Consider the following 20,565-nt stretch of genomic DNA (forward strand, 5'->3'; position numbering starts at 1 on the left):
TGGAGGACCGATCGATATTCTATAAAGCGATGTAATTGTTTGCAAATAGAAGCAATCTTACGAAAATTGGTTTTTTTAACGGGAAGACTCCGGAATTAGGGGGCCTAGCCGTCTCGTACAACAATTTGAGCTCAAAACACCTATATCCGAGTGATTCCCACCAAAATGTTGTACGCGGTACAACAAAAAGCCAATTTGTCCAAAGAAGTCTTCGAATTGTTGCACAAAATACAACATTTCGGCGGGCTTAGGGATATTCATTAGTCTGATATGTGCAAGTTAAGCAAATTACGCTGTTTAAACACAGTTTTAACGTTGTTTAATTAACCTACAAGTTATACAATGAATAAAAACATTAGAATGAGGTCCCACTATGCAAATTGAGGTTTCGACCAAAAATATGTTCTTCCTAGAATGTTTCTCCTCGGAGACCAGAGTGAAAATCATTGAGCTGCTGGGTGAAGAGCCTTTGAATATCAAACAATTATCACATCGGCTGGAGATTTCATCCGCTATTGTGACTAAGCATATACAGAAGCTAGAACAAGCCGGAATTGTTACGTCCGAAAGTATGACAGGTGTTCGAGGGACACAGAAAGTATGTTATCTGCAGCTCGAGCAAGCGATGCTTCAGTTCAAAGCAAAGAAACCGTATGAACATCCGACGAATACGATTTCAATTCCGGTTGGCCAATACTCATCCTTCGAGGTAAGGCCTACGTGCGGTCTTGCTTCGCCTACACAAATTATTGGCGTCATTGATGACCCCAGATATTTCGCGGATCCCCAGCATGTGCATGCCGGCATCCTCTGGTTCGGGAGTGGTTATGTCGAATATAGAATCCCTAACTTTTTTCACAGCAATCAGAAGCTTCGCTCGATGGAAATTTCTTTTGAAATCTGTTCCGAGGCCCCGGGGTTTAACGAGAATTGGCCATCCGATATTTCTTTCTTTATCAACGAAACTCCCCTTGGTCAGTGGACGAGCCCTGGTGATTTTGGAAAGCAAAGAGGCGTGCTATCCCCGGTTTGGTGGGGAAATGGTTTCACTCAGCATGGTCTTTTGAAAATCATCACCGTCAATCCGCAAGGCTCCTTCTTGGACGGAACGAAGATTTCCGACATCACCATCCAAGACTTAGATATTTCTTTCGCAAAAGACATACATTTTCGAATTGCATCCTTAGAAGACTCCACAATCTGCGGCGGCATTACGTTGTTCGGCAAGCAATTTGGAAATTATGAGCAAGACATCGTGGTTACGATGCATGAGGACAAGTAGCGCCGACCGTGGCGCCGGGTGCTGCGCTGGGCCCATGTACGGGTCGAAACGGCAGTCAGTCGCGGCCCACTTTCACGGAGTTTTCTATTCACATTGACAATAACAACATGTCAAGCAGATCTCCGATTCATAAATCTAAATTTGAAACAATCTGGAAATCCCCACATTGACACTAAACTTGACAGTAAAAAGCACCTATACAATTCGAGCCAAATTACGGTGCTTTTTGAAGGAGAAAAAGAGGGACAAAGGGGCTCCGAAACAAAGCTAACTTTACATACGTTGTAGATAGCTCAAAGTATCACACATTTGCATAGGCTAGCTGCAGGCCATCAAGTGCAGGAATGAAATGATGGTGAGTATCCAATATCGCATTCAGTGTGTGAAGAGCATCTTGGTTCTGCTGACTAAGCTTGGCATTCTTCTTAAGTCTTACCAACAAAGACTGGTTGGCGATAACCTCAAGCAATTGTCTTTTCAGCTCCACTGCATTCTTCACTTCAATTGCCGCTCCAAGGCCTACAAGAAATGCCGCATTATCCTGCTCTTGACCAGGTATCGGCTTGTACAGCATCATCGGTAGCTCGAGTGCCAGCGCCTCGGAAACGGTAAGTCCTCCCGGCTTCGTCACGATCAGATCGGATAAAGCCATCAGCTCGTGGACATGATCCACGAATCCTGTGACCATCACGCGATGGCGTGTTTTCTCGCCGCCCAGCTCCTCCTCTAGCTGCTGCTTCAGCTTCTCGTTGCGCCCGCATACGAATACAAACTGCACTGGCACCGCCAAATCATCTGATTGCAGCACAGACTTGAACTGCTTGCCAATCAAGCCATGCCCGCCGCCCATTACCAGTACAGTAGGCATATCACGATGCAAACCATGCTTATCACGAAGTTCATTGCGATCATACGTTTGTGTGAAAGGCATTCGAATCGGAATCCCCGTCACTATGATACGCTGCTCCGGAATTCGGTAACGCAGAAGCGATTGCTTCACATGCTCGGCACCAACCAGATAACGATCCGTACCGGGATGAACCCAGTAACTGTGATCCGTATAATCGGTCATCACTGTCACAGTAGGCACCGTGGTTAGTCCGTTGCATTTTAAGTATGACATCGCCGCGGCCGCTCCTGGAAAGGTGCACACCACTTCCGTCGGTTCCTCTTCTTGCAGCAGTTCCAGCATCCTATCGGTGCTGAATGATTTCATCTTTTTAAACATATGGGACAATGTATTATCCTCTCGCGTCTTGCGGTACAAATACCCGTAAACCGAAGGCAGACTTTTCACCCACTGCATATAGCAGTATTTGCCCACCGAATGCAGGTAAGGATGCGTCCACTCCAAGAAATCAACCACCTTCACGTCCACATCCGGTTTATAAAACCGTGCAGCTTCCAGAATCGCTTGCGCTGCTTTATTATGCCCGTCCCCTAGGCTGCCTGTCAGGATTAATAGTTTGTCCCTACGTTTCATCTTCTAAGTCCCCCTTCGAACTTTCGCTGCTGCGTATTCACAGCCACCGATTCTTTCAGCAAACCAATTCTAAAACGTTCCACGACGTACACAACACCCTCAGAAACCAATACAGCACCCACGATATCCAGAAGAACATGCTGCTTTACGAGCAGCGTCGATACAATAATGAGCAATGACATGCTCGAAACGGTTATTTTATAAGGCCAAGATATAGCTGTTGATCTTAAATAGGCTTTCATCATTAAATACGAAGTTAACACGTGTGTACTTGGAAAACAGTTAAAAGGTTGATCTGAGCGATACACCCACTGTACCATCCGCAGCAGCCAATCGTTTCCGGTTAGCTCCGGCCGAGGAACAGTCGTCTGATATATAGCATATACCCCATAGCACAGGAGAAGACCCATTATGAACTGAAAAAGTGTTTTATAGTACATGCTGCGATCCTTATAAGCCAAATATAAGAACCCAACCAACAGAAACCCATACCAAGACAGATAAGGTATAACGAAGCTCTTCATAAACGGAATTTGCCGATCTAGATCAGTAACTAAGCTGTAAGCCACCCCGTCCGCCTGATTCAGATGAATGTAGATGAGACCCACTAGGGGGATCAATAGCAAGCCGCTGCAAGCCATTATATACGACCACCACGAAGTTTTTTTCACATCAATTCCTCGCTCTCCTTTACGTTATCTTCATTATAAAAGAGATCCAAAAAGTTCTTAACGCACTAAGGTACTGTCTTTCGTTAGCCAAAGGTCGCGAAAAAACCTAGACCAAAGTCTAAGTTCTATTTTGCAAAAAGGAAAAATACACAGAAAAGACCTGTGACTAAGGCACAAGTCTAAAAGGCTATGGGAAGTAAGTAAATGCTTATTTATTTCTGTTAGATCGCTTCTTATAACGTAGAATTCTATATAAGATAGCCCCGGTCAAGCCAACAAAGATGGCGATGACAATCCAACGATTAGACATATTGTCTCCTATGAAAGATTCCGTTGTAGCACTAGCCTCTTTCAATGGGATCTCTTTATCTTTCAAGTAGTCGAGCTCTTTGGAGGCATCGGCAAGCTTTTTGGAAGGTGAGCAAAGCGGGTTTCCCCATTCGTTCCCTTTCTTTTTTAGAAAAAGGAGATAGTGCACTCCTTTCTCACTTGGCCCGTTAAGTGATCCCCATGTGATGTCCTCATCCACATTGATTGTATGTTCCTCAATACCTTTAAAGCTTTTTACGACTGTTAATTGAATTTGATTACTCGCCTTTTTGCGAACAACACCCTCAACAAGACCAATAATGATACCATCATATTGTTCATAAGCCTGCTCCATCGATGGCATTTGCGCACAGGATAGCGCATAAGTATTTGCGGGAAATAGAAACACAAGAAGAACTATCCATATGATTAGTTTGTTCAAGCCAACACCGCCTTTTTTAAATAAGACGGATTCGACTGGTAATTGTTGCAAAATTATGTAAAAATCCGTTTCACGAACAGGCTAGGATCAGCATCAAAAAATGCGTAACAACCTTCAAGAAATCAGCTTTGTCTGCTTCGCCTTCTCCGCAACTTTCTGGGTATAGCCGCTGAGCGGCTTTTTCAGCGCCAGAGCAATGACGTAGCAAATCGCAATGAATAAACAGAGGAAGAACGCATCTCTAAGTACCACGGAGAGCAGCATACCCCCAACCGCCTCGCGCATGATACCTACCGCATAAGTGAACGGCACGAGCGGGTTAAGCTTTTGGAAAAAAGGCGATGCCGTGCTAACCGGGAACGTGCCGCCGGAGCTGGAAAACTGAAGTACAAGAAAGATAATCGCAATGCCTTTGCCTATGTTCCCGAATACGGAGACTAATGTATATGTGATGGTTATGAACACTTTGCTGATAAGAATCGCGAACAGAATGAACCAGAACTTATCCACAACATATGTGCCCAAGAGGTACATATCGCCGAGCGTGACGATGATTGCTTGGAGACACCCAACCGTCAGGAAGATGAGCATACGTCCAAAGTAGATATGGTGCGGCTTCAGCAGGCCGTCCGGGTTATCCACATCCACTCTCATCATCGAAACGAGCAGCATTGCGCCTACCCACAGGGATAGCGTTGTATAAAAGGGCGACATCGCCGACCCATAGTTCGGAATAGGAAAACGCCTATCCTCTTTAATCAAAACAGGATTCGCGAGGAAATCGCTTTGCTTCTGAATATCATTTTGCAGCAGTCTCAGAATTTCTTCGATACTACCCCCGCCTTCCACCTTACGGATTTGATCCGCAGCCTTGCGGACAGCCGCCTCAAATTCTGGCAGATCATTGCGCACAAGGTTGGCCGCTAGATGAACGGCACTCTCAACCTCCGGAAATTTCGTCTGGTACAGATCGGATAATTTACGGATTTCATCCTCAGCCGCTGGCAAATCATTGCGCACAAAGTCTGCTGCCTCATGCAGCTTTTGCTCAACCTTGGGAAGATCATTACGAACGAACGGCGCGGCTTCATTGATTGCGTTGGTGAACTCGGTCATTTTGGTTTGAAGGGTCGTTGACGCTTCATGTACCTTCGCTCGGATATTCGGCAGATCCTTTTGCAGCATATCAAGCTGAGCTTGCGCGAAATGAATGCCGCTCTGCGCATCCACTAAGATCTCTTTGATGTTCGGCAGTTGAGATTGTAGTGTCTGCAGTACAGTGGCTGAGTTTTGGGCGATAGACTTCAGTTGACCCAGCGCCTTGGTGATGTTCGGGACAATTTCCGAGTCATAGCGTGACAAGATGCTGCCTAATGCGCTGCTCGACTCTTTGGACAATGCATTCAAATTATCCACAAGGTCTTTCGCTGGTTTCTCCCCGCGCTGTATGGCCGATTGGAGCTTACTTAACGTTTGAAGTTGGTTATTGAACTTGGATTTGACACTGTTCAAACGGTCTATGGAGTCGGTAAGCGGACCATTCGGTAAGTAAGTGTTCAAACGCGTAAGCAGGTCGACTGTTCGGTCAATGACCGCCACGCCTGTAGTAAGGCGATCCGTGAGCAGCCCTATAGCAGCCAAAGCTTTCTGCGGGTCAAGATTAGCATCCTGGAGCAATCCAGTAAGCTGCGTTACCGCATCCGCTGTCTGCTGAAGCAATATCAAATTCTGCTTAACGACAGGGATAAGCGCTTGGAACGCCGCATCATTATTTTGTAAAAAGTTGGCCAATTGGCTTGCAAACGCACCACCTTGTGCAGCAATGGCCTCTACTTTAGGCAGAGCGTTTAACGCCGCGGTAACAATTTCATCCGCCTTGCGAGATTTATCAATCGCAGTGTTTAGAGCCTCTTCGACCTTGCCGAAGTTCTGATCTAGTTCTGCGATACGATCAGCGGCCAGCTGAATCTCCGGCAGTTTTTGCTGAATGACCAATACCTCTTGCGCAGCTGATTCAATCTTTGGCCAACGCTCTTCAATCTTTAGAATCGTATCACCAGCCCGATCCATTTCGGGAATCCGTTTCTCGAGCTCGACGATTTTCTGCCCCTTTTCCTTGATTTCGGGCAGCTTCTGCTCGATCTCAAGCGCCTTATCACCCATAGCCGTAATATCCGGCAAGCGCTTTTCCAACTCAAAGATCCGTGACTCCATATTCCGAATGGTCGGTAACTCTTTCTCCAAATCGATACCAAGCTCTTTCATTCGCGTCAATATAGACGTGCTCACCGTTTTAATAAAATTTTCGCTGATTTGCGCGGTCACACTAGAAGCGCCTTTGCTCGTAATTTTAGGCGCAACCGCATTGATTTTCTCATTTACCGTGTATAAAATCTCTGGCTTTTCCATCGATCCATCCACAATACTTGTTATTTTTCGCGAAAAATCGTCCGGTATGATCAAACTTGCGTAATAATCCCCTTTTTCAACACCGTCCAGAGCCTCCTGCTCGTTCACAAACGTCCAACCAAGAGAATGATTATTTTTCAAATTATCCACAACTTCATTACCAATGTTAATGGCTTTATCCTTGACAACTGCCCCCTGGTCTTTACTTGTTACCGCAATTTTAATACCAGACGTATTGGCATAGGGATCCCACATCGCCTCTAGATTAATCCAGGCATACACGGATGGTAAAATAGCTAGTGCAATCATAAGAAAAAGACCTGTGGGCACTTTCCACAAGTTCCTAAGATCCGTTAAATAAATGCTCAAAATTTTCTTCATAATACCTCCACAACTTTCAACGATATGGTTAATGTTACCTTGCACCTAAGTTACCATACACTTATTTACCATATTAGTGAAGACCATTCATAAGAATATCCAAAATCCCCCTAGGGAATCCATCGGAAGGAGTTCTCCTCAATGTTAGAAACCTTCATGGCTGTGGGTAAGTTGTCCTGTGGATATGTGTATAGATTGTCTGATTTATTATACACAGCCTGCTCTGTGGACATGTTGATACTGTGTGTAACTTTGTGGATAAGTCTAATATATTCAGCATGAGTCGAGAAAAGAGGGAGGCTATGTGAGTTATTCTTTAAGCTCGGAAAATGCCTTCTCGGCCTATTCTTTCTCATCGCAGTGCATTCAGCGGTACAAGCCCACAGCGCTGGTTGCAACTCAACACGCGGAGGTATTTACTTTTACACAAAGGCATGCTATTCTTATTTCGATAAATATAGAAACAGCAAGAAAGGAGCAAACTTCGATGGTTGATGTCAGTATGGAAGCCAAGCAAGCGGTGAAAGTTCATAAAGCGTTAGGCGAACCTACTCGCTACAAAATTTTTGAGATCCTGGTCAAAGAAAGTAATTTATGCCCCGCAGAACTTGAAAACCGTTTGGAATCAGTGGCCTTATCCACACTGTCTCATCATTTGAAACAATTAACAGACTGCGGACTGCTTGACTCCCAGAAAAAAGGAACGTTCGTATACTTCACCGTGAATTGGGAAAACGCTAAAAAATTCGTACCTTACTTGCTCGATTAATTTTTTCGCTTTATATTTCTACATATTTAGAAATATAAAAATACCCCCTCATATCTGCTGCAAATGTATTTTTTTGATCCATATTTCAATGGATTTAGAAATATAAAAATATAGAATGAAAGAGGTTATCAGAATGTCAAAAACATGGAAAATTCACATCTTAGCACTCCTTAGTTTTTTAGTCGGAACATCGGAGTTCATTATAGCGGGAATTCTGGATAAAATATCGAGCTCGATGGATATTTCATTAGTGGCTGCAGGCCAACTGATTACCGTTTTCTCTCTAGTCTACGCGATCGGCACTCCGATCATCATGGCCTTAACCTCAGGCTGGAACAGGCGTAAGCTGCTCTTCTATGCGCTTGGTTTGTTCGTCATCGCTAATGGGTTGGCCTTTGTCATGCCGGGGTTCGGACTGTTCGTCAGCGCTCGAGTCTTGATGGCTCTCGGAGCCGGGGTCGTCGTTGTTACTTCATTGAGTATCGCGGCTATGATCGCTCCTCAGGGAAAACAGGCCAGTGCGATCGCAACTGTCATTATGGGCTTCACTGCCTCTTTGATCGTCGGAGTCCCACTGGGTAGAATGATTGCCGCTTCATACGATTGGAAAATGGTGTTTGGAGGAATCGGTGCCCTGGGTCTACTCGCGATGGTCGTTATCGCCCTAACCATTCCTTCCTTACAGGGAGAAGCCGCTATACCGCTGCGCAAACAATTGGCAATGTTGAAAAATCCAAAAATGGCTATGGCCTTGTCAGTTAGTTTCTTTTGGCTAGGCGGTTATTCAATTGCCTATACGTACATTTCACCTTATCTTTTAACGATTACCGGTATGGGTGAGAAAACGCTGAGTACCGCCTTGTTTGCATTCGGTATAGCCAGCCTTATTGGCTCCAAACTCGGAGGCTACAGCACGGATCGATGGGGAGTTAAGCGAACACTGACTTCGGGTATGCTGTTACATGTAATCACCCTTATTTTGTTAACTTTGGCCGCACACTCACCCAGTGTCGTATTTCCATTGCTTATCTTGTGGTCTTTCGCCGCTTGGTCGTCAGGGCCTACACAGCAATATAATTTAGTTACACTAGCCCCAGAATCTTCAGGTATTATGCTCAGTCTGAACAGCTCGGTTATGCAGCTTGCGATGGCCGCCGGCGCTGGAGTCGGTGGCGTTGTAGTTGGACAAATATCTCTTGCGTCCGTTACTTGGATCGGAGCGATCGGTGTTGGGATTGCTATGGTCATTACAATCTTATCTTTCAGACGATCAAGTGCTGGAAGCAATGCTACTGCTGAATCTTCAGTTGAATCGTTGCAAAGAGCATAAGAAATATCTAGAGGCTGCATTGGAAAAAGACTAAAAAGGATAATCCGACTCTTATGGAGCTTTGGATTATCCTTTTTAGTCTGTCATGATAGTCATAAAGTTCCAATAAAACTGTCTGTAATCCAAATCTAGCGCGAGCCTAATAGCATTCGGTTCAACAGTGGCGTTTGGTCGAAAATCGGCAATGCTTTGTCCCCTCGCGATTCCCTCTTGGGCAACAAAATGAACCGGCCGACAGGCGAAAAATGACCATAATACCGGATTTTCATTCCGTGGAACAATGTCAAAAAAAACAGCTCTGTTTGCATTGTTTACAAGAGAGCCGTTCTTCGTTTTTCTGGAATTTACTCGAAATAGATACCCAACTTACCGAAAAATTGGCTCATACATATTCACAAAACAATGGTTTTTGTACATATATCCCCGTAACAAACAAACAAGCACGGTTATCGGGGTGGACATAATATAACGTTATAGATTGAAGTAAACAAGAGAGTTGAACTGATGCCTTGCCCTAAATGTCCTACTAGTCAGGTTGTAGATCCCACCAAAGTCGTTTATAGAGATTTTTATCATCCACAAATAGTTCAAATTATCTATCCGATTGAAATCATTAACTGCCATCATTGTGTTCCTGTTCCTGAGCATATCTACACGTGCACAGTTAAAGATAAATTTTGTCCCACTCTACTAACTGCTCCAGTTGCACACGTCAGAAGCGTCAAGAAAAAAGCGCTAAAGGCTAATATTACTTCTTCTGAATTTTGAATTTCTAAACCTATAGGTAAATAAATCTTATGATATAAGGGAGATGGAGGTTTTGGAAGAACAAGATATAAGGGTGCTTATGATGCTTGATGCTTTTGATATCGGAGGCACAGAAACTCATGTCCTATCCCTTACAAAAGCACTGTTAAATCGAGGTGTGACCGTATTTGTAGCAGGAAAACCGGGACCTCTGGAAAGCGAGTTTAGAAAACTTTCCTGCACGATCTACAACTTTGAAAATGGCAGAAAAAAATTCGAAGATTGGGTTCGAATAAATAAAATCAATATGATCCATGCCCATTTGGAGACCAGTGGCAACTATGCCGCGAAAATTTCCAAGAAATATGATATTCATTTAGTTTACACGATTCACGGAACATACTATGATCCTTCGGTACTGCGCAGGCTCATCAATAGATCGTCAAATAAACCTACCATGATTAGTGTTAGTACACCTGTTCAGAAATGGTTACAAAAGCATGGTATCAAATCGTCGCTTCACTCAAATGGAATTGATATGGAGGAATTTAGTGCGAAAAAATCAAACCTCAGAGAACAGTTAAACATTCCCACGGAAGCCAAAGTCCTACTGTACGCTAGCAGATTGGAATATGAGAAGTATGAGATTTGCAAGTATTTGTTGAGGACATGTGTTATAGAAGCATTAAAGGTATTTCCAGATATGCATGTTCTGATCGCTGGAGGTGGTATGAAAGCCAACAAAATCGATAAAAGCATTAACCAGTCCATAAAATCAAAACAGATCCAATATATTGGAAACCGAATCGATATGTCGGCCGTGTATTCGATAAGTGATTACGTTGTGGGGACAGGACGAGTTGCGTTGGAAGCCATTTCTTGTGAACGCCCTGTGATTGCTGTTGGTACCAAGGGAGTATTTGGTTTGGTTACACCAGACAATTTCAAAAAAGCTATTAAATATTATTTCTGTGACCATAAACGTCTTCTACCCTTGGATGAAAATAATATGACGAAGGCAGTTATACAAGGTTTACTCTTTAAAAACGAAAATCATTACTGGAGTAAAGAATTGAGACAGCGCATAAGCGAACAGATGGAAATATCCCGGGTAACTAATAAAATCTGCGAAATGTATAAGGAAAAGGTTGGGGATGCAGGCTTATGAACTACAATAAAATTATGATTGTTGCACATCCGGATGATGAGACGATATTTGGCGGGACACAGCTCATACAAGAAAATGGTTGGTTGGTTATTTGTGTAACAAACGGTGACAACAAGGTAAGAAGCAAGGAGTTTGAGAAGGTGATGAAGAGGGTGAATGCGGAATATGAAATGTGGAAGTATCCAGATAAATGGGACGGTGATTTTGATCGTCCGCGGTTAACGTCAGATTTAACAGAGGTACTCGCACGCAAGCCCGTTGAAAAAGTTGTCACCCATAACTTGGAAGGTGAATATGGGCATACTCAGCATCAAGTTATATCGAATCTTGTTCACTCTCTAGTAGACAAGAATTTCTATGTGTTCGATATCTCTGAAAAGAAATTAGATAAAACCTTAATAAGAAAAAAACGAAAACTGCTTAAATATTATAAAAGTCAGGATATTGATTGGTTAAAGAACTATATTCAATGTGAAAGCATAAAGCAAGTACGCTAATTGGATGTCATGCTTTGCGGGAGAGTTCCCTAATGAAAAAAACTATTAAGAAAAAAACTTGGCAAGTTTTTTTGTTTTCCCTATATAGGCGGGGCTCGATAATAGCGGCCGCTCCGGCAACGGTGACGATAATCAATATAGGAAATGACGATGGGACAAACAAATGCAGAACACTACTGTTCGCTGAAAATAAAGAAGACCGAATAAGCGAAGGCTTTATCCGGTCTTCTCAATTTCGATATGATTCATTGGCCGTGCCTCTCCGACTTGAACCAAAAACTCAGCAGCAGGCAGGCGCAACCCGCCTGTTATAAAGGCACCACTTTGCGCCATGTGCGCAAAGCTGTTACATCTTCCGCGCCTGCGGCCGCGTAAGCTTCACAAACGAAGCCCGGGACCTCCGTGCCGTCCCGGAGCTCAACCTTCCCGATCCCCAGCGGAGCTGGGATCGCAGCCGCAAAGCCGCCGAATGCCTCCAGCGGCATTTCCCAAACCTCCAGCAGGATGGCTGCGCCGCCCTGCTGCTGCTTCACAAGCCCCGGCTTCGCCGGCGTGGTTGGCAGTTTCACTAGGCTGTACTTCGCTGCGGTCTCATCCTCACGGATGAACCGTGCTCCACAGCCTAGCATTTGCTTCTCCAGCGGGTAGCCGCGCATGTGTAAGCCACAGACCGCGACTAGCGTCGTCGGCACCGCTGCCACGGCAACCTCATCCGCCGCCACGAACAGCTCGGCTGCGCCGCAGATCAAGCTCTCCTCTTCAGCGAGCGCGAAGAACGTGATGCCAAAAGGCGTCTGCGGAGCCGCATCACCCGCCGGCACAGCAACCCCGCACAAATCAAGCAAATTGCAATGATTCGTGTAGCGCCCCATATCCCGATTCGTACTAATCGGGTCAGCCAGCACTTGCTCGCGCATCCATGTCCCACCGCAGGTTGGCATGACAAGCACGGCATCCTTCAGCAGTTTACGAGCTTCCAGCTTGAACTGCTGCAACTTATGCATAGCGTGAAAAACGGATGCAGCATCGTACTCCGCAGCTGAGCCCGAGCGGAGAATCTTTTCCGTGACTGGGTACGCGATGCCCGGATTGGCTTCAATAAAGCTGCCCAAGGCCGCCCAACGTTCGGCCACCCATGGGCCCTCATACAGAATCGCCGCCGCTTCGGCGAACAACGTAACATCGATATATGCAACAGGAATGTTCAAATTAACACTTAATCCCGTTAATTTCTCAACAGCAGCGTCCCATGCAGCGCTGTACTCCGCAGCATAAGGTCCGTAGAAACCTAAAGGACCCTCCGGCAAGAAGAATTTAGCCGGAAGCTTAGCCGCTTCCCTTGTTACACTTCGTGACCAAGGGTCATCCGCGTGAAGCCCGCGCACTACGCCGTCTACGGCGAGCGCGTCATCTAAGCTGTGCGCGAAGACGGTTACACAGTCTAAACTCGCACAGGCAGGCACTACCCCTTTGGTTGGCCACGCGCCGAGACTCGGCTTATAGCCAACCAGTCGATTCAAAGCAGCTGGCACGCGGCCCGAGCCTGCTGTGTCCGTGCCAAGCGAGAACGCCGCTTGGCCTCGAGCTACCGAAACGGCTGAGCCAGAGCTCGAGCCGCCGCTGATCAGTTCCGGGCGAAGCGCGTTATGCGCGTCACCGTAAGGACTTCTCGCGCCGACAAGTCCCGTCGCGAATTGGTCCAAGTTCGTCTTGCCGACCGGAATCGCTCCTGCGGCAATCAATCTTTCCACGACGCCCGAGTGTTCCTTCGGCGTATACGCATACTCCGCGCAGCCAGCTGTCGTCGGCACACCTGCCAGATCAATGTTATCCTTGATCGCAAATGGAATTCCCCACAGCGGCGCATCAGCCATAGAAACCATTTTTAATCTTTCTAGGTAAGGCTGAATGACATCCATCGTCGGCGGTGTAATCCAAATATTCATCTCCGCATCATCCGAAGAGCGCTGCACAATAGCCGCTATTACATCATGCGGAGTTAATTCTTGTTTTTCATACTTATCCCGAAGCCAATTGATAGTTAATTCCTTTGCTACTCCGACACTTTCAGTCATCTACAGACACCTCTCTCCTTAAGCAGATTGTGCAATACCGAGAATCAACTGACCTGCATGAACTTGATCTCCAGGCTTCACTTGAATCATAGAAACAAATCCATCACAAGGCGCATGCTGCGGGAACTCCATTTTCATACTTTCCAGAATCGCCAGTTGATCGCCCTTCTTCACTTGTTCACCCTGAGAAACAAGAAGTTTCCACACGCTTCCCGGCATAATTCCGCGTACAGCAACAGTCCCTGCCGGCAGCTCATCCTCTGGTCCTTCATTGACAGTCTCCAGCTCGGATACATACTCAGCTAATCCCTTCGCCTTCCAGCTCTCCCGCTCTTCTTTAAAAGCAATTTGCTGCTGCTTACGGAAAGTTTCCGTACTCTCTTCGATGGAGCTTAGGAATTGCAAATATTCACCTAAATCAAAGGTCGTTTCTTGAATATCCGCTTCATATCGGCCTCTCGGGAAGTCTTCACGCAGTTGAAGCAATTCCTCAGCGCTGACCTCGTAAAATTGGATTTGATCAAAGAACCTTAACAACCAAGGTTTACCCGCCTTGAAGCTCTCCGTTGAGCGCAGGCGATTCCACATTTGAATAGTACGTCCTACGAATTGATAACCTCCAGGACCTTCCATCCCATACACACACATGTAAGCACCGCCGATACCAACAGCATTTTCCGGTGTCCAAGTTCGTGCAGGGTTATATTTCGTTGTGACAAGGCGATGACGCGGGTCGACAGGCGTGGCTACAGGAGCCCCCAAATATACGTCACCTAATCCAAGCACCAAATAATTAGCGTCATAAACAATCTTTTTAACATCATCAATTTTATCTAATCCATTAATGCGCTGAATGAATTCCAGATTGCTCGGACACCAAGGCGCATCTGGACGCACCCCTTGTTGATAACGCTGAATAGCCAACTGTGTCGCGGGGTCATCCCAAGAAAGCGGTAAACGAACAATACGCGAAGGTACGCGGAACTCTTCTAATGGAGGCAGCGCTGCGTCAATCTCAACAATTTTCTTACACGCTTCGCTTACCGTTATTTGTGAAGGGTCGATGTGAATTTGCAAGGAACGAATCCCTGGCGTTAAATCCAGCACCGGAATCGAGCCACATTCCACAATGGCTTGCATCAAAGCCTGCACTTGGAAACGCAGCAGCAAATCCAGCTCAAGTTCACCATACTCAACGAGTAAATTCTGATCGCCACAGCAGCGGATCGTGATTGGAAATCTGCGGTTAGCTGTTTCATGGAAAAGACGCGGATATTCCGGCGTAATCTCTTCATTAACAGCAGGGAGCTGTACAAGCACCAGCCGTCCGAAATCCCCCTCACCAATCGCACGCAAATTACTTTCCTGCAGATCGCGTAAAGCTTCTGCTTCCGGCAGCGTCAGCAAATGGAAGCGAATTGTATCACCCGGATGAAGCTGACCGAGCTTCCAAAACTCAGCAGACGCCGTCGTCACCGGACATACGAAACCACCAAGACTCGGGCCATCCGGTCCAAGAAGAATAGGCATATCCCCCGTCAAATCCAGCGTACCGACAGCATACGCATTATCGTGAATATTGGATGGATGAAGCCCCGCTTCCCCGCCATCTTCACGTGTCCACAGCGGAGCAGGTCCTTTCAAACGAACCCCCGTCCTTGAGGAGTTAAAATGAACTTCCCAACTCGTTTCCGTCAATTGATCCAAGTATTCCGCGTGCAAAAACTCACCTGTACAATGCGGTCCAGGGATCACACCGATCGTCCACTCACGCGTCATCACAGGACGATGCTCCAGAGCAAGCTCTGCCGACTCTTGAACTGGACTTCCGCCTTCATTCACACCCAGCACATCTCCCGTACGCAGCGCTCGACCGCCATGACCACCGAAGCCGCCCAGCGTGAACGTGGATGAGCTTCCGAGAATTTTCGGCATATCCAAGCCGCCGCCGATAAGAAGATAAGTACGCATACCTTCTTTCGCCTCACCGAAGCTCAGCACTTGACCGCGAGCCGCCAACACCGGCTTATACGTTACAATAGCCGTTCCATCCAGCTCCCCTTGCATATCTGCGCCAGTGACGCAGAACCACATGTCGCTGCGGAACTTATAAGAACCTCCGCGCAGCGTCATTTCTAATCCGCAGGCATTGTCATCGTTGCCAAGCAGCTTGTTACCGATACGGAACGATAGCCGATCCATCGGTCCGCAAGGCGGCACACCCACATCCCAGTGACGGATGCGGCCTGGGAAGTCCTGAACGGTGGTTTGGATCCCGCCGTCTACAACTTCCAGAGCCCGTTCCACAGGCTCGAACGTATTCAGCAATTGCGTGAAGACGTTCCCGTCTACGCAATCTTTCTCTTGCAGTAGAGACTGCAAATACTGCAGATTCGTTGTAATTCCATACATGCGCGTTTCCGCTAACGCTTCGATCAATTTACGAATGGCGTCCAAACGATCTACACCGTGGACAATAATTTTAGCCAGCATCGGATCGTATAGCGTCGTTACAGTCAACCCGTCCCTGACCCACGTCTCATTCCTCGCTTTCTCAGAGAAGACCGCCCGATCCAACTGCCCTGCACTCGGACGGAACTGCTGGAGGCAGTCCTCCGCGTAAATCCGCGCTTGAATACTGTGCCCTACCGGCTTACGGATAAGCGATTGAATATCCTTCAGTTCATTCGCCGCTTCAAGCACCATCCACTCGACAAGGTCAATACCCAGCACTTCTTCCGTCACACCGTGCTCAACCTGTAGTCTCGTGTTGACCTCGAGGAAGTAAAACTCACACGTTTCCGGGTCATAAAGATATTCCACGGTACCCGCACTGCGATAGCCCACTTCTGCAGCAAGACGCTTTGCGGAAGCGAACATTGCCTCACGAACTTCATCTGACAGATTCGGAGCCGGGCTTTCTTCAATAACCTTCTGGTTACGACGCTGAATGGAACAATCTCGCTCACCCAGCGTAACGACTTCACCGAAGTCATTTCCGAAAATTTGCACCTCAACGTGACGTGCTCTCGCGATATATTTTTCAAGAAACATGCCGCCGTTTTTGAAATTCGTCTCTGCCAAATGGCGAACGCCATCATAAGCAGCTCTTAATGTTGCCTCATCTGTGCAAACTCGCATCCCAATGCCGCCGCCACCTGCTGTGCTTTTGAGAATAACAGGGTAACCAATACGTGCAGCTTCAACTAATGCCTCATCCAGTTCTGTAATCAGCGGTGTTCCCGGCAGCATTGGTACGCCGACTTTTTCAGCGATTTCCCGTGCAGAATGCTTGAGTCCGAACATCTCCATTTGCTCAGGTGTAGGGCCGATAAACACAATGCCATTCTCACGGCAAGCACGAGCGAAGTCAGCATTTTCACTCAGAAAGCCGTAACCGGGATGAATCGCCTGCACACCGGTTTCCAGGGCTGTTTTCAAAATCAACTCTATATTCAGATAGCTTTCCTTCGCCGGTCCTTCACCGATCAGAACAGCTTCATCCGCCCCATCCACATGTAAACTATCTTGATCTGCCCCCGTATATACAGCAACGGACGCAACCCCGAGCTTGCGCAAAGTACGTTCAATGCGTACAGCGATAGCGCCACGATTAGCAATCAGCACTTTAGTAAACATCGTATCCACACCCTTCGAATTTCGTAGACCATCTATCTCCTATTAAGCAAAGGAACTTACTTCTCCCAAATAAGAACCTGAATCGGCGTCGGATTATAGGCATTACAAGGATTATTAAGCTGCGGGCAGTTGCTGATAAGCACCATAGAGCTGCCTAGCGAATGGACCTCTACATAGCAGCCTGGAGCGGAAACGCCATCATCGAACTTCAGCCCACCATCCGGTGTGACAGGTACATTCATAAAGAAGTTAATGTTCGGCGCCAAATCCCGCTTCGTATATGCTCCGCTTTCGTGCTGTGCAAGCTGCAGCATAAACGTATCCCGACAATTATGCATCGACAGCTTATCGTGCGAGTAGCGCACCGTGTTGCTTTGAGCCGAGCACGAACCACCGACCGTATCATGGCGCCCGCAGGTGTCGGCTACGATTTCAAGCAATGCCTTACCAGATTCCGCTCGAAGGACAGAGCCTGTGCTGAGATAAATGTTGCTTTGACCTGCAATCGTCGCGACCGCACTATAATGATCTTCAGGATTCTCTGCATCATAAAACAGCGTGTCTGCCGCCTGATTCCCTTCCAGGTCGACAATGCGGAGCACTTGCCCTGGCTTCAAAACGCGCATCCAACCGTCTCCCGCTTGAATAACTTCGCTATAGATGGCATCCCGGGCGAGGCGAGGGCTTTCCACTCGATTAAAAACAGCCATTTAAATTCCTCCTAACAGCGTGTGATATTCCCATGTATTTTCAAAAGCTCTGCGATTTTCCGGACGATAATTCAAGCAATAATCATCTTCACCCACAGGCGATGCGGATAGCACCTCTATTTTGACTGGCACAGATGGATAAGTTGATCTTGGGTCAAGCGGGTTCGGTGTGTTCGATAAGACTAGCAAGGAATCTAATTCCGTACGCAGCGTAACCGTGGCACCCGCAGGGCAATGAGCAGCACTAAAATGCATATCCCCATTGTCATCACAAAAAACTTTGGAAAATAAATTCACAACCGGCATCATATCGCGCATGCTGAGACCATTACGCACCAACTCTACTGCAAAGTTTTCTTGCCCGCTCCGCAGCCACTCATTCCGCTGCTCTTGGAAATTCGTCGTCCCGTACTTGGCATCTGTAGCCGTACGGCTTGTGTATCCGCTAAGCGGATCATGCCAACCGATACTGTCCTCCACAATACTCACTAACGCTCGGCCATTGTCGCTCATCAGCACGTTACCGCGTGTCAAATGTGCTGTATGCTGGGCTTTCAGCGTATCCGGCATATTGTAGCGCTCCGTAAGATCCTTCGCGTGGAACACTTGTATAGACACATTCGCGCCCGCCTCCAGCGCCGTAAAACGAATCAACTTCCCTCTACCAATCGCTCCTGACCACTTGCCGCCCGGCCCTATCGTCTTGCTCCAAATGTTATCCATGCTACCAATCTCCTTCGCCATGTCGTTAAACAAAAAGGGAGACATCACAAGACTCAAATGTCTTGGTGATATCTCCCAGGTTTTTATCCTTCCGTGGCGCTCTTCTACAAGAGCGGTTTACTCTCGGACCAGCCCGGTCATGACCGGCGGAACCCTAGTAAACAATCGTATTCGTTTGTGTTACTAAACATAACATCGTTAATGATATGTGTCAATAACTTCTAGATTAATTCCTTCTTTTATCTAAAATACTTCTCACGAGATTAACTATGTGTTATATTTACTTACACATAAGACAAATATCTAACACAACAAAGTGAAATGCGGTTTTTGCTAATAAGTAAGTAATGATTCATCACATACATGGTTTTCTAGGGTTCCGCGAGTGCAAGCAGCCTCGGTCTGGACCAAGAGAAAACGCACAGCTAACCCTGTGTTCACGGAGGGATAAAAGCCCGGGAGGATATCTGTTTCATAGATATCTCCTTGGCTTTTTTGCATATACGCTCCGTACGATCACCGACAAACAAGGATAAGGGAGTGTTAACATCATGAAATCAGAAGTCACACTACGCAAATCTTTAAACCTGTCCCAAGTCGTTTACATGGGGCTGGCATGGATGACGCCTATGATTTATTTCTCCATCTACGGCATTGCTTATGAGAATGCACATGGCATGCTGACGCAAGCTTACCTGCTTGCCTTCGTTGCTATCTTCTTCACCGCGTACAGCTATGGTGTTATGTCCAAATCTTTTCCCACATCAGGCTCCGCATACACCTATACGAAGAAAAGTATTCATCCCTACTTAGGTTTCCTAGTCGGCTGGGCACTGCTTCTTGACTACTTCTTCTCCCCCATCATTGCCTGCCTCACCTTCGGCATCTATCTTCATGCACAATTCCCGTCCATTCCGGCGTATGTCTGGATCATTGGGCTCAATATCGTTCTCGGCATCGTAAATATTATTGGCATTAAGTTTTCTGCAAATATCAGCAAGCTGTTCGTCTGGATTCAGATCCTTTTTATCACGGTCTTCTGCCTTTTCCTTTTCCGCAATATCACCGGAGACGTTCATCCGCTGCAGCCATTCCTGCAAACCGAAGTACCCTTCTCCACCATTCTTGCGGGAGCATCGATGATCTGCTTCTCATTTTTAGGCTTTGATACAGTCACGACCATGTCGGAAGAAACCAAAAACTCCGAGAAAACGATCCCTCGGGCCATCATGATTATCATCATCGCAGCAAGTATTCTTTACTTGGTTCCGTCTTTCCTGACACAGCTGGTTTATCCACAGCTAACCTTCATCAATATAGATTCGGCTGGGTTCGAGATCGTGAAACTCGTCGGCGGAGCAGCACTTAGCTCAGTGTTCATCACCGTGCTTATACTCGCTATTTTTACCCAAGGCTTATCATCGGTAACTAGCGTCTCTCGTCTCCTCTTCGTGATGGGGCGCGATTCCGTTCTCCCTAAACAGGTGTTCGGATCCCTTCATCCTAAGTTCAACACACCTGTCACCAACATCGTGATCGTAAGCGTCGTCTCTCTGCTCGCTCTTGTAATATCGCTAGATAATGCTGTGAAATTCGTGAATTTCGGGGCATTAACGGCCTTCTTCTTTGTAAACATCTCAGTTATTGTTCAAAAATACATCAAAGATAAGCAGCGCTCGCCGAAGCAAACGTTCCTCTATCTCATTCTCCCTTTAATCGGAGCCGGATTCATTGGCTATCTATTGTCTCTGCTCGACAAAGATGCCCTATGGATGGGAGGCGTATGGCTCCTCGCGGGCATTATGTATCATTTGATTCGAAAGCGCTCCGCACGTACGCTAACCGTGGCAAGTAGACCCATCATCACGGGCGGCGGCCGTCCTTCCGGGTCTTTGGAATAGAAGAAAGAAAAACCGTCAGGAAAGATCAT

Annotated in this window: 15 protein-coding genes and 2 riboswitches; of the genes, 7 read left to right on the forward strand and 8 right to left on the reverse strand. The window is 46.7% G+C overall.

The window, feature by feature from the left end:
- The first annotated feature begins 373 nt into the window (after positions 1-373).
- Positions 374-1,282: an ArsR/SmtB family transcription factor gene (locus tag AC58UU_RS29830; protein WP_497320965.1), complete on the forward strand. Its 909-nt coding sequence runs from the start codon at positions 374-376 to the stop codon at positions 1,280-1,282.
- A 301-nt stretch (positions 1,283-1,583) separates the two neighbouring features.
- Here the strand turns inward: AC58UU_RS29830 and AC58UU_RS29835 are convergent, their stop codons facing one another.
- The 4 genes from AC58UU_RS29835 to AC58UU_RS29850 all read right to left on the reverse strand — a co-directional run bounded on the left by AC58UU_RS29835 (position 1,584) and on the right by AC58UU_RS29850 (position 6,977).
- A complete protein-coding gene (locus tag AC58UU_RS29835; RefSeq protein ID WP_171645071.1) occupies positions 1,584-2,765 on the reverse strand; it encodes an MGDG synthase family glycosyltransferase in 1,182 nt (393 codons plus the stop codon).
- Positions 2,762-3,436: a phosphatase PAP2 family protein gene (locus tag AC58UU_RS29840; protein ID WP_497320967.1), complete on the reverse strand. Its 675-nt coding sequence runs from the start codon at positions 3,434-3,436 to the stop codon at positions 2,762-2,764. Before AC58UU_RS29840 ends, AC58UU_RS29835 begins: the two co-directional genes overlap by 4 nt.
- 208 nt (positions 3,437-3,644) lie before the next feature.
- Positions 3,645-4,187: a hypothetical protein gene (locus AC58UU_RS29845; RefSeq protein ID WP_497320969.1), complete on the reverse strand. Its 543-nt coding sequence runs from the start codon at positions 4,185-4,187 to the stop codon at positions 3,645-3,647.
- A gap of 114 nt (positions 4,188-4,301) precedes the next feature.
- Positions 4,302-6,977, reverse strand: a complete 2,676-nt coding sequence (locus tag AC58UU_RS29850) for a YhgE/Pip family protein (RefSeq protein WP_497320971.1) — start codon at positions 6,975-6,977, stop codon at positions 4,302-4,304.
- Positions 6,978-7,464: 487 nt separating this feature from the next.
- On the opposite strand from AC58UU_RS29850, the gene AC58UU_RS29855 reads away from it, so the two are divergent.
- From AC58UU_RS29855 to AC58UU_RS29875, 5 genes are all read left to right on the forward strand, one after another.
- Positions 7,465-7,746: an ArsR/SmtB family transcription factor gene (locus AC58UU_RS29855; RefSeq protein ID WP_497320973.1), complete on the forward strand. Its 282-nt coding sequence runs from the start codon at positions 7,465-7,467 to the stop codon at positions 7,744-7,746.
- A 133-nt stretch (positions 7,747-7,879) separates the two neighbouring features.
- On the forward strand, positions 7,880-9,076 hold the full coding sequence (locus AC58UU_RS29860) for an MFS transporter (RefSeq protein WP_497320975.1): 1,197 nt from the start codon (positions 7,880-7,882) through the stop codon (positions 9,074-9,076).
- Positions 9,077-9,896: 820 nt separating this feature from the next.
- A complete protein-coding gene (locus tag AC58UU_RS29865; RefSeq protein WP_497320977.1) occupies positions 9,897-10,991 on the forward strand; it encodes a glycosyltransferase in 1,095 nt (364 codons plus the stop codon).
- A complete protein-coding gene (locus AC58UU_RS29870) occupies positions 10,988-11,488 on the forward strand; it encodes a PIG-L family deacetylase (protein WP_497320979.1) in 501 nt (166 codons plus the stop codon). Before AC58UU_RS29865 ends, AC58UU_RS29870 begins: the two co-directional genes overlap by 4 nt.
- A 32-nt stretch (positions 11,489-11,520) precedes the next feature.
- Complete coding sequence (locus tag AC58UU_RS29875; RefSeq protein WP_497320981.1) at positions 11,521-11,802, forward strand: hypothetical protein; 282 nt, start codon at positions 11,521-11,523, stop codon at positions 11,800-11,802.
- Here AC58UU_RS29875 and atzF read toward each other — a convergent pair.
- The 4 genes from atzF to AC58UU_RS29895 are packed head-to-tail and all read right to left on the reverse strand — an operon-like array spanning position 11,797 to position 18,635.
- The gene (gene atzF, locus AC58UU_RS29880; RefSeq protein ID WP_497320983.1) at positions 11,797-13,563 is read right to left on the reverse strand and encodes an allophanate hydrolase; all 1,767 of its coding nucleotides are present in this window, start codon (positions 13,561-13,563) and stop codon (positions 11,797-11,799) included. The genes AC58UU_RS29875 and atzF overlap by 6 nt on opposite strands.
- Positions 13,564-13,581: 18 nt before the next feature.
- Positions 13,582-17,202, reverse strand: a complete 3,621-nt coding sequence (gene uca / locus AC58UU_RS29885) for an urea carboxylase (RefSeq protein WP_497320985.1) — start codon at positions 17,200-17,202, stop codon at positions 13,582-13,584.
- A 56-nt stretch (positions 17,203-17,258) separates the two neighbouring features.
- The gene (locus AC58UU_RS29890; protein ID WP_497320987.1) at positions 17,259-17,912 is read right to left on the reverse strand and encodes an urea amidolyase associated protein UAAP2; all 654 of its coding nucleotides are present in this window, start codon (positions 17,910-17,912) and stop codon (positions 17,259-17,261) included.
- A complete protein-coding gene (locus tag AC58UU_RS29895; RefSeq protein ID WP_497320989.1) occupies positions 17,913-18,635 on the reverse strand; it encodes an urea amidolyase associated protein UAAP1 in 723 nt (240 codons plus the stop codon).
- A gap of 70 nt (positions 18,636-18,705) precedes the next feature.
- A riboswitch (guanidine-I (ykkC/yxkD leader) is annotated at positions 18,706-18,804 on the reverse strand.
- Positions 18,805-18,995: 191 nt separating this feature from the next.
- A riboswitch (guanidine-I (ykkC/yxkD leader) is annotated at positions 18,996-19,099 on the forward strand.
- An 87-nt stretch (positions 19,100-19,186) separates the two neighbouring features.
- Between AC58UU_RS29895 and AC58UU_RS29900 the strand changes: the two genes are divergently transcribed.
- Complete coding sequence (locus AC58UU_RS29900) at positions 19,187-20,536, forward strand: APC family permease (RefSeq protein ID WP_497320991.1); 1,350 nt, start codon at positions 19,187-19,189, stop codon at positions 20,534-20,536.
- Positions 20,537-20,565: the final 29 nt, after the last annotated feature.

Source organism: Paenibacillus sp. JT22N1 (genome assembly GCF_059692155.1).